The organism is Pelistega ratti (assembly GCF_009833965.1).
GTDB lineage: Bacteria > Pseudomonadota > Gammaproteobacteria > Burkholderiales > Burkholderiaceae_B > Taylorella > Taylorella ratti.
Window position 1 is genome coordinate 163,724 of sequence record NZ_CP047165.1, and the last position, 12,972, is coordinate 176,695.

Consider the following 12,972-nt stretch of genomic DNA (forward strand, 5'->3'; position numbering starts at 1 on the left):
AATATATCGTTCAGCACATAAAGGTTATGAAAATTTCTATAACGCTTTGTTTACTGGTTCAAGTATAAAATACTAACTACTTTTTTTTGATGTCGTATGTTCAACCAAGAAATCAATAAAAGCCCTTACTTTTGCACTGAGGAACTTCCGATCGGCATAAACAGCGTAAATGGTAGGGGAAGTAAAAGGCTGTTCTTTTTCTAATAGAGGAACTAATGTGCCATTTTTAAGATGTTCTTCTGTAAGCCAATCGGGTAGGTAAGCAATACCCATCCCTGATAAAGCCATTTCTTTTAAGAGTAATGTATTATTTGAATCCGCAACAGTTTGGATAGGAATATTTAATTGGGTATAGTTAGGAATAACTCCCCAGTGATTTTTTAAATCTTCTAGCTTTTTAGGTTTCCCGTATTGTTCAATATAACTCGGGCTTGCGACTAATCGGAAGTGGACTTTGGTGAGGGGACGTGCAATTAACCCGGGTTCTAATTCAGTAGTGGAACGTAATGCCAAATCAAAGCCACCCTCTACAAGATTAGTATATTTATTCTCAAGATAAACAGAAAGTTGAATATCAGGGTATTGCTGACGAAAGGTCTTGAGTAGATTAACAAAGTAGGGTGTACAACAAATGACAGGAACGGTAATTTTAAGTACCCCTCTAGGGGTAATAGTACCTTGTTGTACTTCGAGTTGTGCATTATCCAGTGTTTCTAAGGCTATAAGACATTGTTGAAAATAATGTTCCCCCAACTCTGTTAGGCTTAATTTGCGACTAGTACGGTTAAGTAATTTGGTTTGTATGCGATGCTCTAGTTTATTGACATGTTTACTTGCCATAGCGGTGGACATATTTAAAAATTCAGCCGCTGCGGTAAAACTGCCTAATTTAACAACATAACAAAACACACGAATACTCTGTAGTGTATCCATAAACCCCTTTCTTATTTGATAAAACTGACTAATCTTATAAAGAGAATAGTCTATATATATTGATGTCTATTGAATATTTTATCTCAAATGAGACTGTAGAGAAATAGTGTATAAGGACATTATGATAGGACTATTTATTTTGTTATGGTAATGGGGTAGTGATTTGTACTTAAATAGATTTTTCATAAAAAAAGCAACCCAGATATTATGGTGGGTTGCTTTTAGATAGGGAGAAAAAGTGATTATTTCTCAGCGTCTGCTTTTTTGAGCAATACGTATAACTGATCTTTGAGTGCTAGTTTTTGTTTTTTGAGGGTGTCAATCTCATCAAGACTGCTGGTAACGGGATTTTGTTCTAAACGGATAATTTGGTGATCTAATGCATTATGCTCTTCAAATAAACGAGCAAAATGCGCATCTTCATTTTTAAGACGAGAAATTAAATCGCGATACTCAGGAAACATAAAAACTCCTTTTCGGGTTATAAATAACAATATAAAAACATATATTATCGTTATTTCTATTATATCGTAAGCATTGAGCATATACTTCAATTTATTCTGTTTTGTAAAAAATAGTGTGTAACCATATATATGATCGAAAATATAGCTTTAAACCTTTATTGATGATGTGGTGTATGAAAAACATCATATCTATCGCTCTTAATAATGGATACATAGTTAAATAAAGCATTCGTGTTATTTAGATTAAAAATCACTGATAAAACTATCTTTAATTCATGAAAAGTATGAAAGATAAATAAATAGAGTGGATAAATAGGGCTATTACTGATAAGCCATAGAATAATATATGATTTAAGTTTAAATTATTCAATGTGATGATATCGTGTCCATATGATTTTAATGAAAGGATAATTGGCTTATTGTTTTATTTTTTAAGGAAAGAGATTTTAAACGATGATTAAAAATAAGCGATTAAAGTATTGCTTTACGCTAGAATAGTAGCCAAGTTAGATACAAATAGATAGAAATAGAATGCTTGGAACTTTTTTATCCAGTTTAACAAAAATAGTGATAGGGGCTTATCCTTATTGGCGATATAGTAAACCATCAAAAAAACAACGTATTTATTTTGCGAATCACTCTAGCCATTTAGATACTATGGCGATATGGTCGTCTTTAGATGCTCGCCTACGTAAATTAACTCGTCCCGTAGCGGCAAAAGATTATTGGGGAAAAGGCGGTATCCGTGGAATCATTGCGCATAATGCCTTAAATGTTGTGTTAATTGAGCGTTCAGGTGATCGACAAAGCGATCCACTGCAACCTTTATATGAAGCACTTGAGCAGGGGGATTCACTTATTATCTTTCCAGAAGGAACGCGCCGTTATGAGGCAGAACCTGCAAAGTTTAAATCTGGGCTTTATCATTTATCACGGCGTTACCCAAATGTTGAGTATATCCCTGTCTATTTAGATAACACACGTAGAAGCTTACCCAAAGGAGCTTTATTACCATTGCCCCTAAGCTGTGTAGTAACATTTGGTGCACCGTTATCAATTGATTTGGAAGAATCGAAAGAGGATTTTTTAATCAGGGCACGTCAAGCTGTGGTGGATTTATCTTTGCCTGATCCCATAGAAGAAAATAAAATAGCGGAAAAAGTAATGTCTTCTCAGCAAGCATTATCCTCTGAGTCTGTATCTCCTATGGTAATACAAGCTGTTGAAATAAATCATTCATCATCTAGCCATCATAAATCAGTAGAAGGGGAAGACAATGTTTGAATTTTGGCAAAAACTTTTAACTGTACCGGATAAATTCTGGTGGATGTTATTCGGTTTACTCGTTATTTTATCGGCTTGCTCACTTCTTGGATATTACTTGCCTAAAACAAAATATGCACGAGTTGCTCCTAGGCTAAATCAGCGCCTAAACCTTTGGTGGGTGATGGTTATTGTATTATTTATTTGTTTTATCTTTGGTGAAGTGATTACATTAATCCTTTTTACCGTCATCTCTTTTTTAGCGTTAAGAGAATTTTTAACAATTACGCCAACAGAGCGTTCTGATTATTGGGCATTGATTTTATGTTTTTATATTGCGATTCCTTTGCAATATATTTTGATTGGCACGGATTGGTATAGCTTATTTGTGATTTGGTTGCCTGTAATGGGTTTTATTGTATTACCAACGGTCTTAGTGTTATTTGGTGATGCCGATAAGTTTTTTGAACGAACCGCAAAAATACAATGGGGTATGTTGCTGACTATTTATTGTTTAAGCCATATTCCTGCAATACTTTTACTTACCAATATTGAATATGATGGGCAAGGGCTTATGCTTTTACTCTACTTATTGATTGTTGTACAGCTAAGTGATGTTTTCCAATCGGTGGTAGGTAAATTAATTGGTAAAAGAGAAATTGCTCCCCATATGAGTTCTGGCAAAACATTAGAAGGGTTTATTGGTGCTAGTGTAATGGCAGTCGCTGTAGGGACTTCTTTATGGTGGATTACCCCTTTTAGCATTGCTTATGCGGCATTATTTTCTTTTATTATTGTGATTTGTGGTTTCTTTGGGCATTTGTCTCTGTCTGCAGTGAAACGTAGTTTGGGGGCAAATGCATGGGGACGCATTAATGTGGGTAATAAAGGGGTAATGGATAGAGTAGAATCAGTGCTTTTTGCAGCACCTGTTTTTTTTCATTTGGTTCGTTATACTTATTTTTAAAGGATAGGGCAAGCCTTTTTCTCTTTGCCATTTATTTGTTATAATTGTACTTTCCTACTAAGCCCGAAAGGGCATGACTTTCATGACAAAATATGTTTTCGTTACCGGTGGTGTTGTTTCTTCTTTAGGTAAGGGGATTGCCGCCGCGTCTTTAGCTGCTATTTTAGAGTCACGCGGTCTTCGTGTGACAATGCTCAAATTAGATCCCTATATCAATGTTGACCCTGGCACAATGAGTCCATTACAGCATGGTGAGGTTTTTGTGACCGAAGATGGGGCAGAGACTGATTTAGACTTAGGGCATTATGAACGTTTTATTTCTGCCCGTATGCGTAAGTCTAATAACTTTACGACGGGTCAGATTTATGAATCGGTTCTTCGTAAAGAACGCCGTGGTGATTACTTGGGTAAAACGGTTCAAGTGATTCCCCATATTACCAATGAAATCCAAGACTTTATTGCTAAAGGAGCTAGTCAAGCCTTTGATGGTCAGGCGGATATTGCTATTGTAGAAATTGGTGGTACAGTTGGTGATATTGAGTCCTTGCCTTTCCTAGAAGCTGTCCGTCAAATGAGTTTACGTTTAGGTCGTCATAATACGGCATTTATCCATTTGACCTTAGTGCCTTATATTGCATCAGCAGGTGAACTCAAAACAAAACCTACTCAGCATTCTGTACAAAAATTGCGTGAAATTGGTATTTATCCCAATGCCTTGTTATGCCGTGCAGATCGTCGTATTCCTGATGATGAAAAAGCTAAGATTTCTCTCTTTTCCAACGTACCATTAGATGCTGTTATTTCAGTATGGGATGCCGATACGATTTATAAAATTCCTCGTATGTTGCATGAGCAAGGATTGGATCAACTCGTATGTGATGCATTGGGTATTAATCCTCCTAAAGCAGATCTCTCGGCATGGGATAAGATTATTGATGATTTAGAACACCCAGAGCATGAAATTACCATTGGTATGGTGGGTAAATATGTTGATTTAACAGAATCGTATAAATCACTGATTGAAGCCTTAAATCATGCTGGTATCCATAATAAGACCAAAGTTAATATTGACTATATTGACTCAGAAGATATTGAAAATAAGGGAACAGATATTCTGAAAAATGTTGATGCAGTGCTTGTTCCTGGAGGCTTTGGTAAGCGTGGAACTGAAGGTAAAATTAAAGCAATCCGTTATGCCCGTGAAAATAATATTCCTTATTTAGGGATTTGTTTAGGTATGCAATTAGCAACTATTGAATATGCACGTCATGTGGCACAATTAGGTGGTGCTAATAGTACAGAGTTTGACCCTTCTACCCCTCATCCAGTTGTGGCATTAATCACCGAATGGGTTGATCACGAAGGTAAGGTAGAAACACGGACAAATCAATCTGATTTAGGCGGTACGATGCGTAAAGGTGCTCAAACAGTACCTATTAAAGCAGGGACATTAGCTCAAAAAGTATATGGTGATCAGGTAACAGAGCGTCATCGTCATCGTTATGAAGTGAATAATGTCTATGTGCCACGTTTAGAAGAAGCTGGATTAGTCATTAGTGCTCGTACACCAACGGAGAATTTGCCTGAAATTATGGAAATTCCAAATCACCGTTGGTTTATGGGGGTTCAGTTCCATCCAGAGTTTACATCAACGCCACGAGCACAACATCCACTCTTTAATAGTTATCTTAAAGCTGCTTTAGATTATCAAGCTGAACGTAAAGAGCATAAATAATGAAGTTATTAAATTTTGATGTGGGTTTAGATAAGCCTTTTTTCCTTATCGCTGGGACTTGTGTTATCGAGTCCCGTGATATGACATTTGATGTTTGTGGAAAATTAGTTGAAATTACACAGGCTTTGGGCATTCCTTTTATTTATAAAAGCTCTTTTGATAAGGCAAACCGTAGTTCAAGTAAGTCTTTTCGTGGTCCTGGTATGGAACAGGGGCTATATATATTAGAAGAGGTAAGAAAGCACTTTAATATTCCTGTTCTCACTGATGTTCATGATATTACACAAGTAGATGAAGTAGCTAGTGTGGTTGATGTGTTGCAGACACCTGCTTTTTTGTGTCGTCAAACAGATTTTATTCAAGCATGTGCAGCAACACGTAAACCTGTTAATATTAAGAAAGGGCAATTTTTAGCCCCTCATGATATGGTGCAGGTTGTTAATAAAGCACGTGAGGCGGCAATTGCTGCTGGTGGTGATGGTCAGAATATTATGGTCTGTGAGCGAGGTGCTTCATTTGGCTATAATAACTTAGTATCGGATATGCGTTCTTTAGCAATTATGCGTGAGACAGGGTGTCCTGTTGTATATGATGCGACGCATTCTGTGCAATTACCGGGAGGACAAGGAACGGCATCAGGCGGTCAAAGAGAGTTTGTTCCTGTACTATCACGGGCAGCAGTGGCAGTGGGTGTAGCAGGATTATTTATGGAAACACACCCAGACCCTTGTCATGCACTGTCTGATGGTCCTAATGCTGTACCTTTGCACCATATGGAATCGCTTTTACGCACACTAAAAACGATTGATGAGACGGTAAAATCACAGGTGTTTTTAGAAGATATTTTTAACACATAATTTCGTTGGTATCTTAAATAATTTTAAGCTAATAAGTGTAGTAAGATAGTAGTATTACTTTAATTTTTAGCATAACTCATAAAGGATAGAGAATGGCGGCATATATTGTGATGCATATAGAGGTAAGCAATCCTGCACAGTATGAGCAGTATAAAGTGTTATCTAGTTTAGCGATGAAAGCCCATGATGCAAAAATTCTTGTACGTGGTGGAGAAGAAATCGTACTAGAGGGTGAAAGTTTAAAAAGAACCGTTATTATGGAGTTTCCTTCAGTAAAAGCGGCACAAAGTTTTTACCATTCGTCGCAATATCGCCGTGCTCGTAATGTGCGAGAAGGGGCAGCTAAAGTAGATATGTGTATTATCCAAGGTGTTTAAGATACATATTATTTTTCAGATTTATTTAATTTTTTAGGAATATTATCCATGAGTGCAATTGTAGATATTATTGGTCGTGAAATTTTAGACTCACGTGGTAATCCTACCGTAGAGTGTGATGTTTTATTAGAATCAGGTGCAATGGGGCGTGCAGCAGTACCATCTGGTGCATCAACAGGTTCTCGTGAAGCAATTGAGTTACGTGATGGTGATAAATCACGTTATCTTGGTAAGGGTGTTTTAAAAGCGGTTGAAAATATCAATACTGAAATTTCTGAAGCATTGATTGGTTTAGATGCACAAGAGCAAACTTTTATTGATCGTACCTTAATTGATTTAGATGGTACAGAGAATAAAGAGCGTTTAGGGGCGAATGCTTTACTTGCGGTGAGTATGGCAGTTGCACGAGCAGCGGCAGACGAAGCGGGTTTATCACTTTATCGCTATTTTGGTGGTAGTGGTCCTATGAGTATGCCTGTACCAATGATGAATGTTATCAATGGTGGTGCGCATGCAAATAATACCCTAGACCTTCAAGAGTTTATGATTCTTCCAGTAGGGGCGAAGAGTTTCCGTGAGGCACTTCGTATGGGTGCAGAAGTTTTTCATGCCTTGAAAAAAATTATCCATGATGCGGGTATGTCAACAGCTGTGGGTGACGAAGGTGGTTTTGCCCCCAATGTTGAAAATCATGAAGCAGCAATTCAACTTATTCTACGTGCGATTGAAGAAGCGGGCTATGTAGCAGGTCAAGATATTGTATTAGGTCTAGATTGTGCGAGTTCTGAGTTTTATAAGGATGGTAAATATCATTTAGCCGGTGAGGGTGGTATTGCCCTAAGTTCTACCGAGTTTGCTAATCTATTAGCTTCTTGGTTCGATAAATATCCTATCGTAACGATTGAAGATGGTATGGCTGAAAATGATTGGGAAGGTTGGAAAATCCTAACAGATTTGCTTGGTAAACGTGTTCAATTAGTTGGTGATGATTTATTTGTAACTAATACCAAAATTCTTAAAAAAGGTATTCAGGAAGGTATTGCTAACTCTATCCTTATTAAGATTAATCAAATTGGTACATTAACAGAAACTTTTGCCGCTATCGAAATGGCAAAACGTGCAGGTTATACCGCTGTTATTTCTCATCGTTCTGGTGAAACAGAAGATTCAACAATTGCGGATATTGCAGTAGCTACCAATGCTATGCAAATTAAGACAGGTTCATTATCGCGTTCTGACCGTATGGCAAAATATAATCAGTTATTGCGTATTGAAGAAGAGTTAGCAGAAGTTGCTGAGTACCCAGGGCGTGATGCTTTTTATAATTTAGCCTAAGATTAATCGATGCGCTTAGTTTTTATTGTTCTTATTTTGGCTTGCATAGCCATTCAATACCCTTTACGTATGGGAGAGTTTGGTTATAAACGTGTAGAGGAATTGAATGAGCAGTTGCAGAAACAACGGGAAACCAATCAAGCGATGGTGGCTCGTAATAATGCTATGCAAGCTGAAATTGAAGATTTAAAAACAGGGACACAAGCATTGGAAGATTATGCTCGTTCAGAAATGAATATGATTGCTGGTAATGAGACGTTAGTGAGGATATTAACCCCTCATGAGGCGATACCTGTTGCACCTATACGATATGGTGCTGGTACAACACCTCCTACTACTAATACTTCATCTTCTGATACTAAACAAACTAATGCGACAAAGCCAGTAACTCCCTAGGGGTTATATATTGGCTATTATGATTTTTACCCTATATAGTAAATATTACTATATAGGGTAATTTTTATTTTAGATCATATGGCTCTGGAAATGGTAGAGGATTATATACCTTAAACTAGCTATGACAGCAAAATCACTACAAATAGTGTTGAGTCGCTCGAGTAGTTTCTCGTGATACTCGAAAAACTCGCTTTGTCAATCACTATTTCTCCGTGATTTTGTAATAATGGATGCATTGATAAGATAATAGCGAAACTTTCTAATGTATTAGCTGGGATTAATAAGTAGATTGATGCTCCAAACTAGCTATGACAGGTAAAATCACTACAAATAGTGTTGAGTCGCTCGAGCAGTTTCTCGTGGTACTCGAAAAACTCGCTTTGTCAATCACTATTTCTCCGTGATTTTGTAATAATGGATGCATTGATAAGATAATAGCGACACTTTCTAATTCATCAGTTAGGATTAATAAGTAGATTATATGCTCCAAACTAGTTATTACAGGTAAAATCACTTATTTATAAAGGTATATTTATTAAATTTGTGGTTGTGCTGCTAATTTAGCAAGGCGATACAGTTTATCCCTTTTAAGTAATTCGGGGATAGTATAGTCGGGTAGTCCTAAGCGTAAGTGTTCTTCTCTACCGATTAAAAATAATTGTGTTAAAACCTGAGTATGTGTTTTCCATAAAGTAGACAAATATTCATCAGGTGTTTTTAGAGAAATTTCCTGTAAACGTAATTCTTTACGATGAAAATCTTTAATATTCCATGTAAGTAATATACTTTCTTGTGGATTAAAACGGTGTATGCCCTCAAGGGCACAGTAAGCCACGTGTCTGTCTTTTTTATCAATACGTTTAAATAAATTCTCGTAGATAGGGACTTCTCCCATATTAGAGAGGGGGTATTGTATTTGCATATTATCCCATTCTTTTTCAACAATATTAGGGGAAACTTTCCAGATTCTAGGGGCATTACGTAACCACTCAATTCCAATTTCTTGACTCCAAATAGGAAAGCATAAATGATATTTTCCTAAGCGTAACAGTAAATTCCGCGTAAATGAGTGCATGAGTACACAGGTATCAAGGGTAATAAGTGTATTAATAGCGTAAGAGGTTGAGGAAGATAACGGTTGCTCGTGGGAAGAATCGTTTATATCTAAAAGAATAGGTAATGTACGCATTGTAGGTATTGTATAGATAAATATCGTTAATGATACTCGTGTAAAAGAGATAGTCCCTTCCCTAAAAGGGACATTGTAGCGTTTCTTCTTGAAAAAGAAGTTATTTTAGGAAAAAATACTTGAAAATTTTCGTCCGTCCCCAATATATGAACTAGTGGAGTACCAAGGTACTCAATAGTATAAAGGAATGGATTATGAGAATTGATAAATTAACAACAAAATTTCAGCAGGCATTGGGAGACGCTCAAAGCTTAGCGGCTCGCAGTGATAATCAGTATATTGAACCAGCCCATGTATTAGCTGTTATGTTGGCTGATACGGATTCTGGTATTGGTAGTTTACTTGCCCGTGCGGGGGTACAAGTGGCTACCTTACAGAATAAGTTAAGAACAATGGTCAATAACTTCCCAAAAGTGGAAGGTGCTGATGATGTGCAAATTAGCCGAGCTTTAAACCAAGTGTTGCTAAAAACAGATAAAGAAGCCGCTAAACGTGGTGATAACTACATTGCAAGTGAGCTATTTTTATTAGCAATTGCTGATGATAAAGGTGAATTAGGTGATGCTTTACGTGAGTCTGGTTTACAGAAGCAAGCATTAGAAAGAGCAATTGATGCCGTAAGAGCCGGTAGCTCTGTCATGGATCAAGAGGGTGAATCTAATCGTGAAGCTTTAAAAAAATATACAACTGACTTAACTCAACGTGCAAGAGACGGCAAACTTGATCCTGTTATCGGTCGTGATGATGAAATTCGCCGTGCGATTCAAATTTTACAACGCCGTAGTAAAAATAACCCTGTATTAATTGGTGAACCTGGTGTGGGTAAAACGGCAATTGTAGAAGGGTTAGCGCAACGTATCGTTAATGATGAAGTGCCTGAATCATTAAGGGGTAAACGCGTCTTATCACTTGATATGGCATCTTTATTAGCAGGTGCTAAATATCGTGGTGAGTTTGAAGAGCGTCTTAAAGCGGTACTTAAAGAATTAGCACAAGATGAAGGTAAGAATATTGTCTTTATTGATGAAATTCATACTATGGTTGGTGCAGGTAAAGCAGAAGGGGCGATAGATGCGGGTAATATGCTTAAGCCAGCACTGTCACGAGGTGAGTTGCATTGTATTGGTGCGACAACACTAGACGAATACCGTAAATATATTGAAAAAGATGCTGCTCTTGAACGTCGCTTCCAAAAAGTGTTGGTTGATGAGCCAGATGTAGAGGCAACTATTGCTATTTTACGTGGTTTAAAAGGTCGCTATGAACTTCACCATGGGGTTGAAATTACCGACCCTGCTATTGTAGCCGCTGCAGAATTAAGTAATCGCTATATTACGGATCGTTTCTTACCCGATAAAGCAATTGACCTTATTGATGAGGCAGCTGCACGTATTCGGATGGAGATTGACTCTAAACCAGAGGTAATGGATAAGCTCGATCGCCGTATTATTCAACTCAAAATTGAACGTGAAGCCGTGCGTAAAGAAGATGATGATGCATCAAAACGCCGTTTGCAAATCATTGAAGAAGAGCTTGAAAAACTACAACGTGAGTATGATGACTATGAGCAAGTATGGAAAGCAGAAAAAGCTTCTGTACAAGGTGCGCAATCTATTAAAGAAGAGATTGATCGTGTTCGTGCTGAAATGGCAGAGTATCAACGTAAAGGTGATTTTGGTAAATTGTCTGAATTGCAATATGGAAAATTGCCTGAGCTAGAGGCTCGTTTGAAATCAGCCGAAAAATCTGAAACACAAAATACCTTACTTCGTGTTGAGGTAGGAACAGAGGAAATTGCGGAAGTGGTTTCTCGTGCAACAGGTATTCCTGTGGCTAAAATGATGCAAGGTGAACGTGCTAAATTATTAGCCATGGAAGATCAATTACACCAACGTGTTGTAGGGCAAGATGAAGCAGTACGTTTAGTCTCTGATGCGATTCGCCGTTCTCGTGCAGGTTTATCTGATCCAAGTAAACCTTATGGTTCTTTCTTATTCTTAGGCCCTACTGGGGTGGGTAAAACAGAATTAACCAAGGCATTAGCAAACTTCTTATTTGATTCTGATGAGCATTTAATCAGAATTGATATGAGTGAGTTTATGGAAAAACATTCTGTTGCTCGTCTTATCGGAGCGCCTCCGGGGTATGTAGGATATGAAGAGGGCGGTTACTTAACAGAAGCTGTTCGCCGCAAACCTTATAGTGTGATTCTTTTAGATGAGATAGAGAAAGCTCACCCTGATGTCTTTAATATCTTATTGCAAGTATTAGATGATGGACGATTGACTGATGGTCAAGGTAGAACAGTAGATTTCCGTAATACGGTAATTGTAATGACTTCAAATATTGGTTCTCAACAGATTCAATCGCTTAGTGGTGAACCCTATGAAACGATTAAAGCGGTGGTATGGGATGAGCTTAAACATTCTTTCCGACCAGAGTTTTTGAATCGTATTGATGAGGTTGTTGTCTTCCATGGCTTAGATAATAAGCATATTGCCAATATTGCACGTATCCAGTTAAGCCGTTTGGAAAAACGACTTGTTGATAGAGAAATGAAACTTGAAGTGAGTGAAGCAGCCCTAGAGAAAATTGCTGAAAATGGATTTGACCCTGTCTTTGGTGCTCGTCCACTTAAACGAGCTATCCAACAGCTGATTGAAAACCCACTTTCTAAACATATTCTTGAAGGGGAATTTGGAACAAATGATACGATTTATGTCGATGTAGAGGGTGATACTTTTACATTTACAAAAAAGAGTGATTAATTGTTCTACAACTAACCAATAAAGGATAGTGAGAAAACTATGATACCCTCCGTAGAGAAATACTATGGAGGGTATTTTTTAGAGCGGTAGAATTTTAAAAATTAATAGGTATATTCTCTTAAAGAGAGAATCAATTTCTAAAACGATTAATAGTTAAAAACAAGTTATTGAGATAATTTTTTTTCAAGCTCTGCAACCGTAGTTTCTAGTTTTTCTACACGTTCGCGTAAAGCATCAACAAGCGCACGTTGAATATCAAATTCTTCACGGGTTACTAAGTCCATTTTGGCAAAACCCTGTGCCATAAAGGCTTTAACATTTTTTTCGATATCCGCTGCAGGGCTTTTGGCAATTAATTCTTGTACATTTTTTTGAAAATCTTCAAATAATTCATTGGGTTTAATCATGATGAACCTCAGGAATGATAAAACAGATATAAGCGAACATTTTACCTTAGAATAGGTAGAGAAAATTCTAATTTGTATCTTTATCGGGTAAATCGTTATATTGGGAGAGGGTAATATTCTTTTTGGGTAATAGCTAGCATGAATCAGGGATTATCTTAGAAGTGTTGGAAAAATAGATTTATAAAAAGTGGGATAGTGTGAAATAGATGGTTTTTATTACTGACTAATAAAGATATATCCTATAAAAAAGTGGATATAAAATAACTTTATATCCACCCTGT

At 37.1% G+C, this 12,972-nt stretch carries 12 protein-coding genes; 8 read left to right on the forward strand and 4 right to left on the reverse strand.

Translation table 11 applies throughout. The features are described 5' to 3' along the window. Positions 1-72: 72 nt before the first annotated feature. Complete coding sequence (locus tag F9B76_RS00625; RefSeq protein WP_159990344.1) at positions 73-933, reverse strand: LysR family transcriptional regulator; 861 nt, start codon at positions 931-933, stop codon at positions 73-75. 242 nt (positions 934-1,175) lie between these two features. Beyond that, positions 1,176-1,397, reverse strand: a complete 222-nt coding sequence (locus tag F9B76_RS00630; protein ID WP_159990345.1) for an HP1242/YdcH family protein — start codon at positions 1,395-1,397, stop codon at positions 1,176-1,178. Positions 1,398-1,928: 531 nt separating this feature from the next. Here F9B76_RS00630 and F9B76_RS00635 point away from each other — a divergent pair. The 7 genes from F9B76_RS00635 to F9B76_RS00665 all read left to right on the forward strand — a co-directional run bounded on the left by F9B76_RS00635 (position 1,929) and on the right by F9B76_RS00665 (position 8,327). Then, positions 1,929-2,681: a 1-acyl-sn-glycerol-3-phosphate acyltransferase gene (locus F9B76_RS00635; RefSeq protein ID WP_159990346.1), complete on the forward strand. Its 753-nt coding sequence runs from the start codon at positions 1,929-1,931 to the stop codon at positions 2,679-2,681. Then, entirely contained in the window at positions 2,674-3,627 is a 954-nt protein-coding gene (locus F9B76_RS00640) for a phosphatidate cytidylyltransferase (protein ID WP_159990347.1), read from the forward strand. Before F9B76_RS00635 ends, F9B76_RS00640 begins: the two co-directional genes overlap by 8 nt. Positions 3,628-3,709: 82 nt before the next feature. Next, positions 3,710-5,362, forward strand: coding sequence for a CTP synthase (locus tag F9B76_RS00645; RefSeq protein WP_159990348.1), 1,653 nt, complete (start codon positions 3,710-3,712; stop codon positions 5,360-5,362). Beyond that, a complete protein-coding gene (gene kdsA, locus F9B76_RS00650) occupies positions 5,362-6,219 on the forward strand; it encodes a 3-deoxy-8-phosphooctulonate synthase (protein ID WP_423805508.1) in 858 nt (285 codons plus the stop codon). The genes F9B76_RS00645 and kdsA overlap by 1 nt, the downstream gene beginning before the upstream one ends. A gap of 92 nt (positions 6,220-6,311) precedes the next feature. Beyond that, positions 6,312-6,596 (forward strand): DUF1330 domain-containing protein, encoded by a 285-nt coding sequence (locus tag F9B76_RS00655; RefSeq protein WP_159990349.1) that lies wholly within the window; start codon positions 6,312-6,314, stop codon positions 6,594-6,596. 48 nt (positions 6,597-6,644) lie between these two features. Next, a complete protein-coding gene (eno, locus tag F9B76_RS00660; RefSeq protein WP_159990350.1) occupies positions 6,645-7,931 on the forward strand; it encodes a phosphopyruvate hydratase in 1,287 nt (428 codons plus the stop codon). Positions 7,932-7,940: 9 nt separating this feature from the next. Then, on the forward strand, positions 7,941-8,327 hold the full coding sequence (locus F9B76_RS00665; protein ID WP_159990351.1) for a septum formation initiator family protein: 387 nt from the start codon (positions 7,941-7,943) through the stop codon (positions 8,325-8,327). A gap of 535 nt (positions 8,328-8,862) precedes the next feature. Here F9B76_RS00665 and F9B76_RS00670 read toward each other — a convergent pair. After that, positions 8,863-9,516 (reverse strand): hypothetical protein, encoded by a 654-nt coding sequence (locus F9B76_RS00670; RefSeq protein WP_159990352.1) that lies wholly within the window; start codon positions 9,514-9,516, stop codon positions 8,863-8,865. Positions 9,517-9,710: 194 nt separating this feature from the next. Between F9B76_RS00670 and clpB the strand changes: the two genes are divergently transcribed. Further along, positions 9,711-12,284, forward strand: coding sequence for an ATP-dependent chaperone ClpB (gene clpB, locus F9B76_RS00675; RefSeq protein WP_159990353.1), 2,574 nt, complete (start codon positions 9,711-9,713; stop codon positions 12,282-12,284). Positions 12,285-12,448: 164 nt separating this feature from the next. On the opposite strand, the gene F9B76_RS00680 is transcribed toward clpB, so the two are convergent. Next, a complete protein-coding gene (locus F9B76_RS00680) occupies positions 12,449-12,691 on the reverse strand; it encodes an accessory factor UbiK family protein (protein ID WP_159990354.1) in 243 nt (80 codons plus the stop codon). Positions 12,692-12,972 lie beyond the last annotated feature (281 nt).

What these genes read in the sequence shown, in the direction of transcription:
- F9B76_RS00625 (WP_159990344.1), bottom strand. Translation starts at nt 933, where the DNA reads ATGGATACACTACAGAGTATTCGTGTGTTTTGTTATGTTGTTAAATTA.
- F9B76_RS00630 (WP_159990345.1), bottom strand. Translation starts at nt 1,397, where the DNA reads ATGTTTCCTGAGTATCGCGATTTAATTTCTCGTCTTAAAAATGAAGAT.
- F9B76_RS00635 (WP_159990346.1), top strand. Translation starts at nt 1,929, where the DNA reads ATGCTTGGAACTTTTTTATCCAGTTTAACAAAAATAGTGATAGGGGCT.
- F9B76_RS00640 (WP_159990347.1), top strand. Translation starts at nt 2,674, where the DNA reads ATGTTTGAATTTTGGCAAAAACTTTTAACTGTACCGGATAAATTCTGG.
- F9B76_RS00645 (WP_159990348.1), top strand. Translation starts at nt 3,710, where the DNA reads ATGACAAAATATGTTTTCGTTACCGGTGGTGTTGTTTCTTCTTTAGGT.
- kdsA (WP_423805508.1), top strand. Translation starts at nt 5,362, where the DNA reads ATGAAGTTATTAAATTTTGATGTGGGTTTAGATAAGCCTTTTTTCCTT.
- F9B76_RS00655 (WP_159990349.1), top strand. Translation starts at nt 6,312, where the DNA reads ATGGCGGCATATATTGTGATGCATATAGAGGTAAGCAATCCTGCACAG.
- eno (WP_159990350.1), top strand. Translation starts at nt 6,645, where the DNA reads ATGAGTGCAATTGTAGATATTATTGGTCGTGAAATTTTAGACTCACGT.
- F9B76_RS00665 (WP_159990351.1), top strand. Translation starts at nt 7,941, where the DNA reads ATGCGCTTAGTTTTTATTGTTCTTATTTTGGCTTGCATAGCCATTCAA.
- F9B76_RS00670 (WP_159990352.1), bottom strand. Translation starts at nt 9,516, where the DNA reads ATGCGTACATTACCTATTCTTTTAGATATAAACGATTCTTCCCACGAG.
- clpB (WP_159990353.1), top strand. Translation starts at nt 9,711, where the DNA reads ATGAGAATTGATAAATTAACAACAAAATTTCAGCAGGCATTGGGAGAC.
- F9B76_RS00680 (WP_159990354.1), bottom strand. Translation starts at nt 12,691, where the DNA reads ATGATTAAACCCAATGAATTATTTGAAGATTTTCAAAAAAATGTACAA.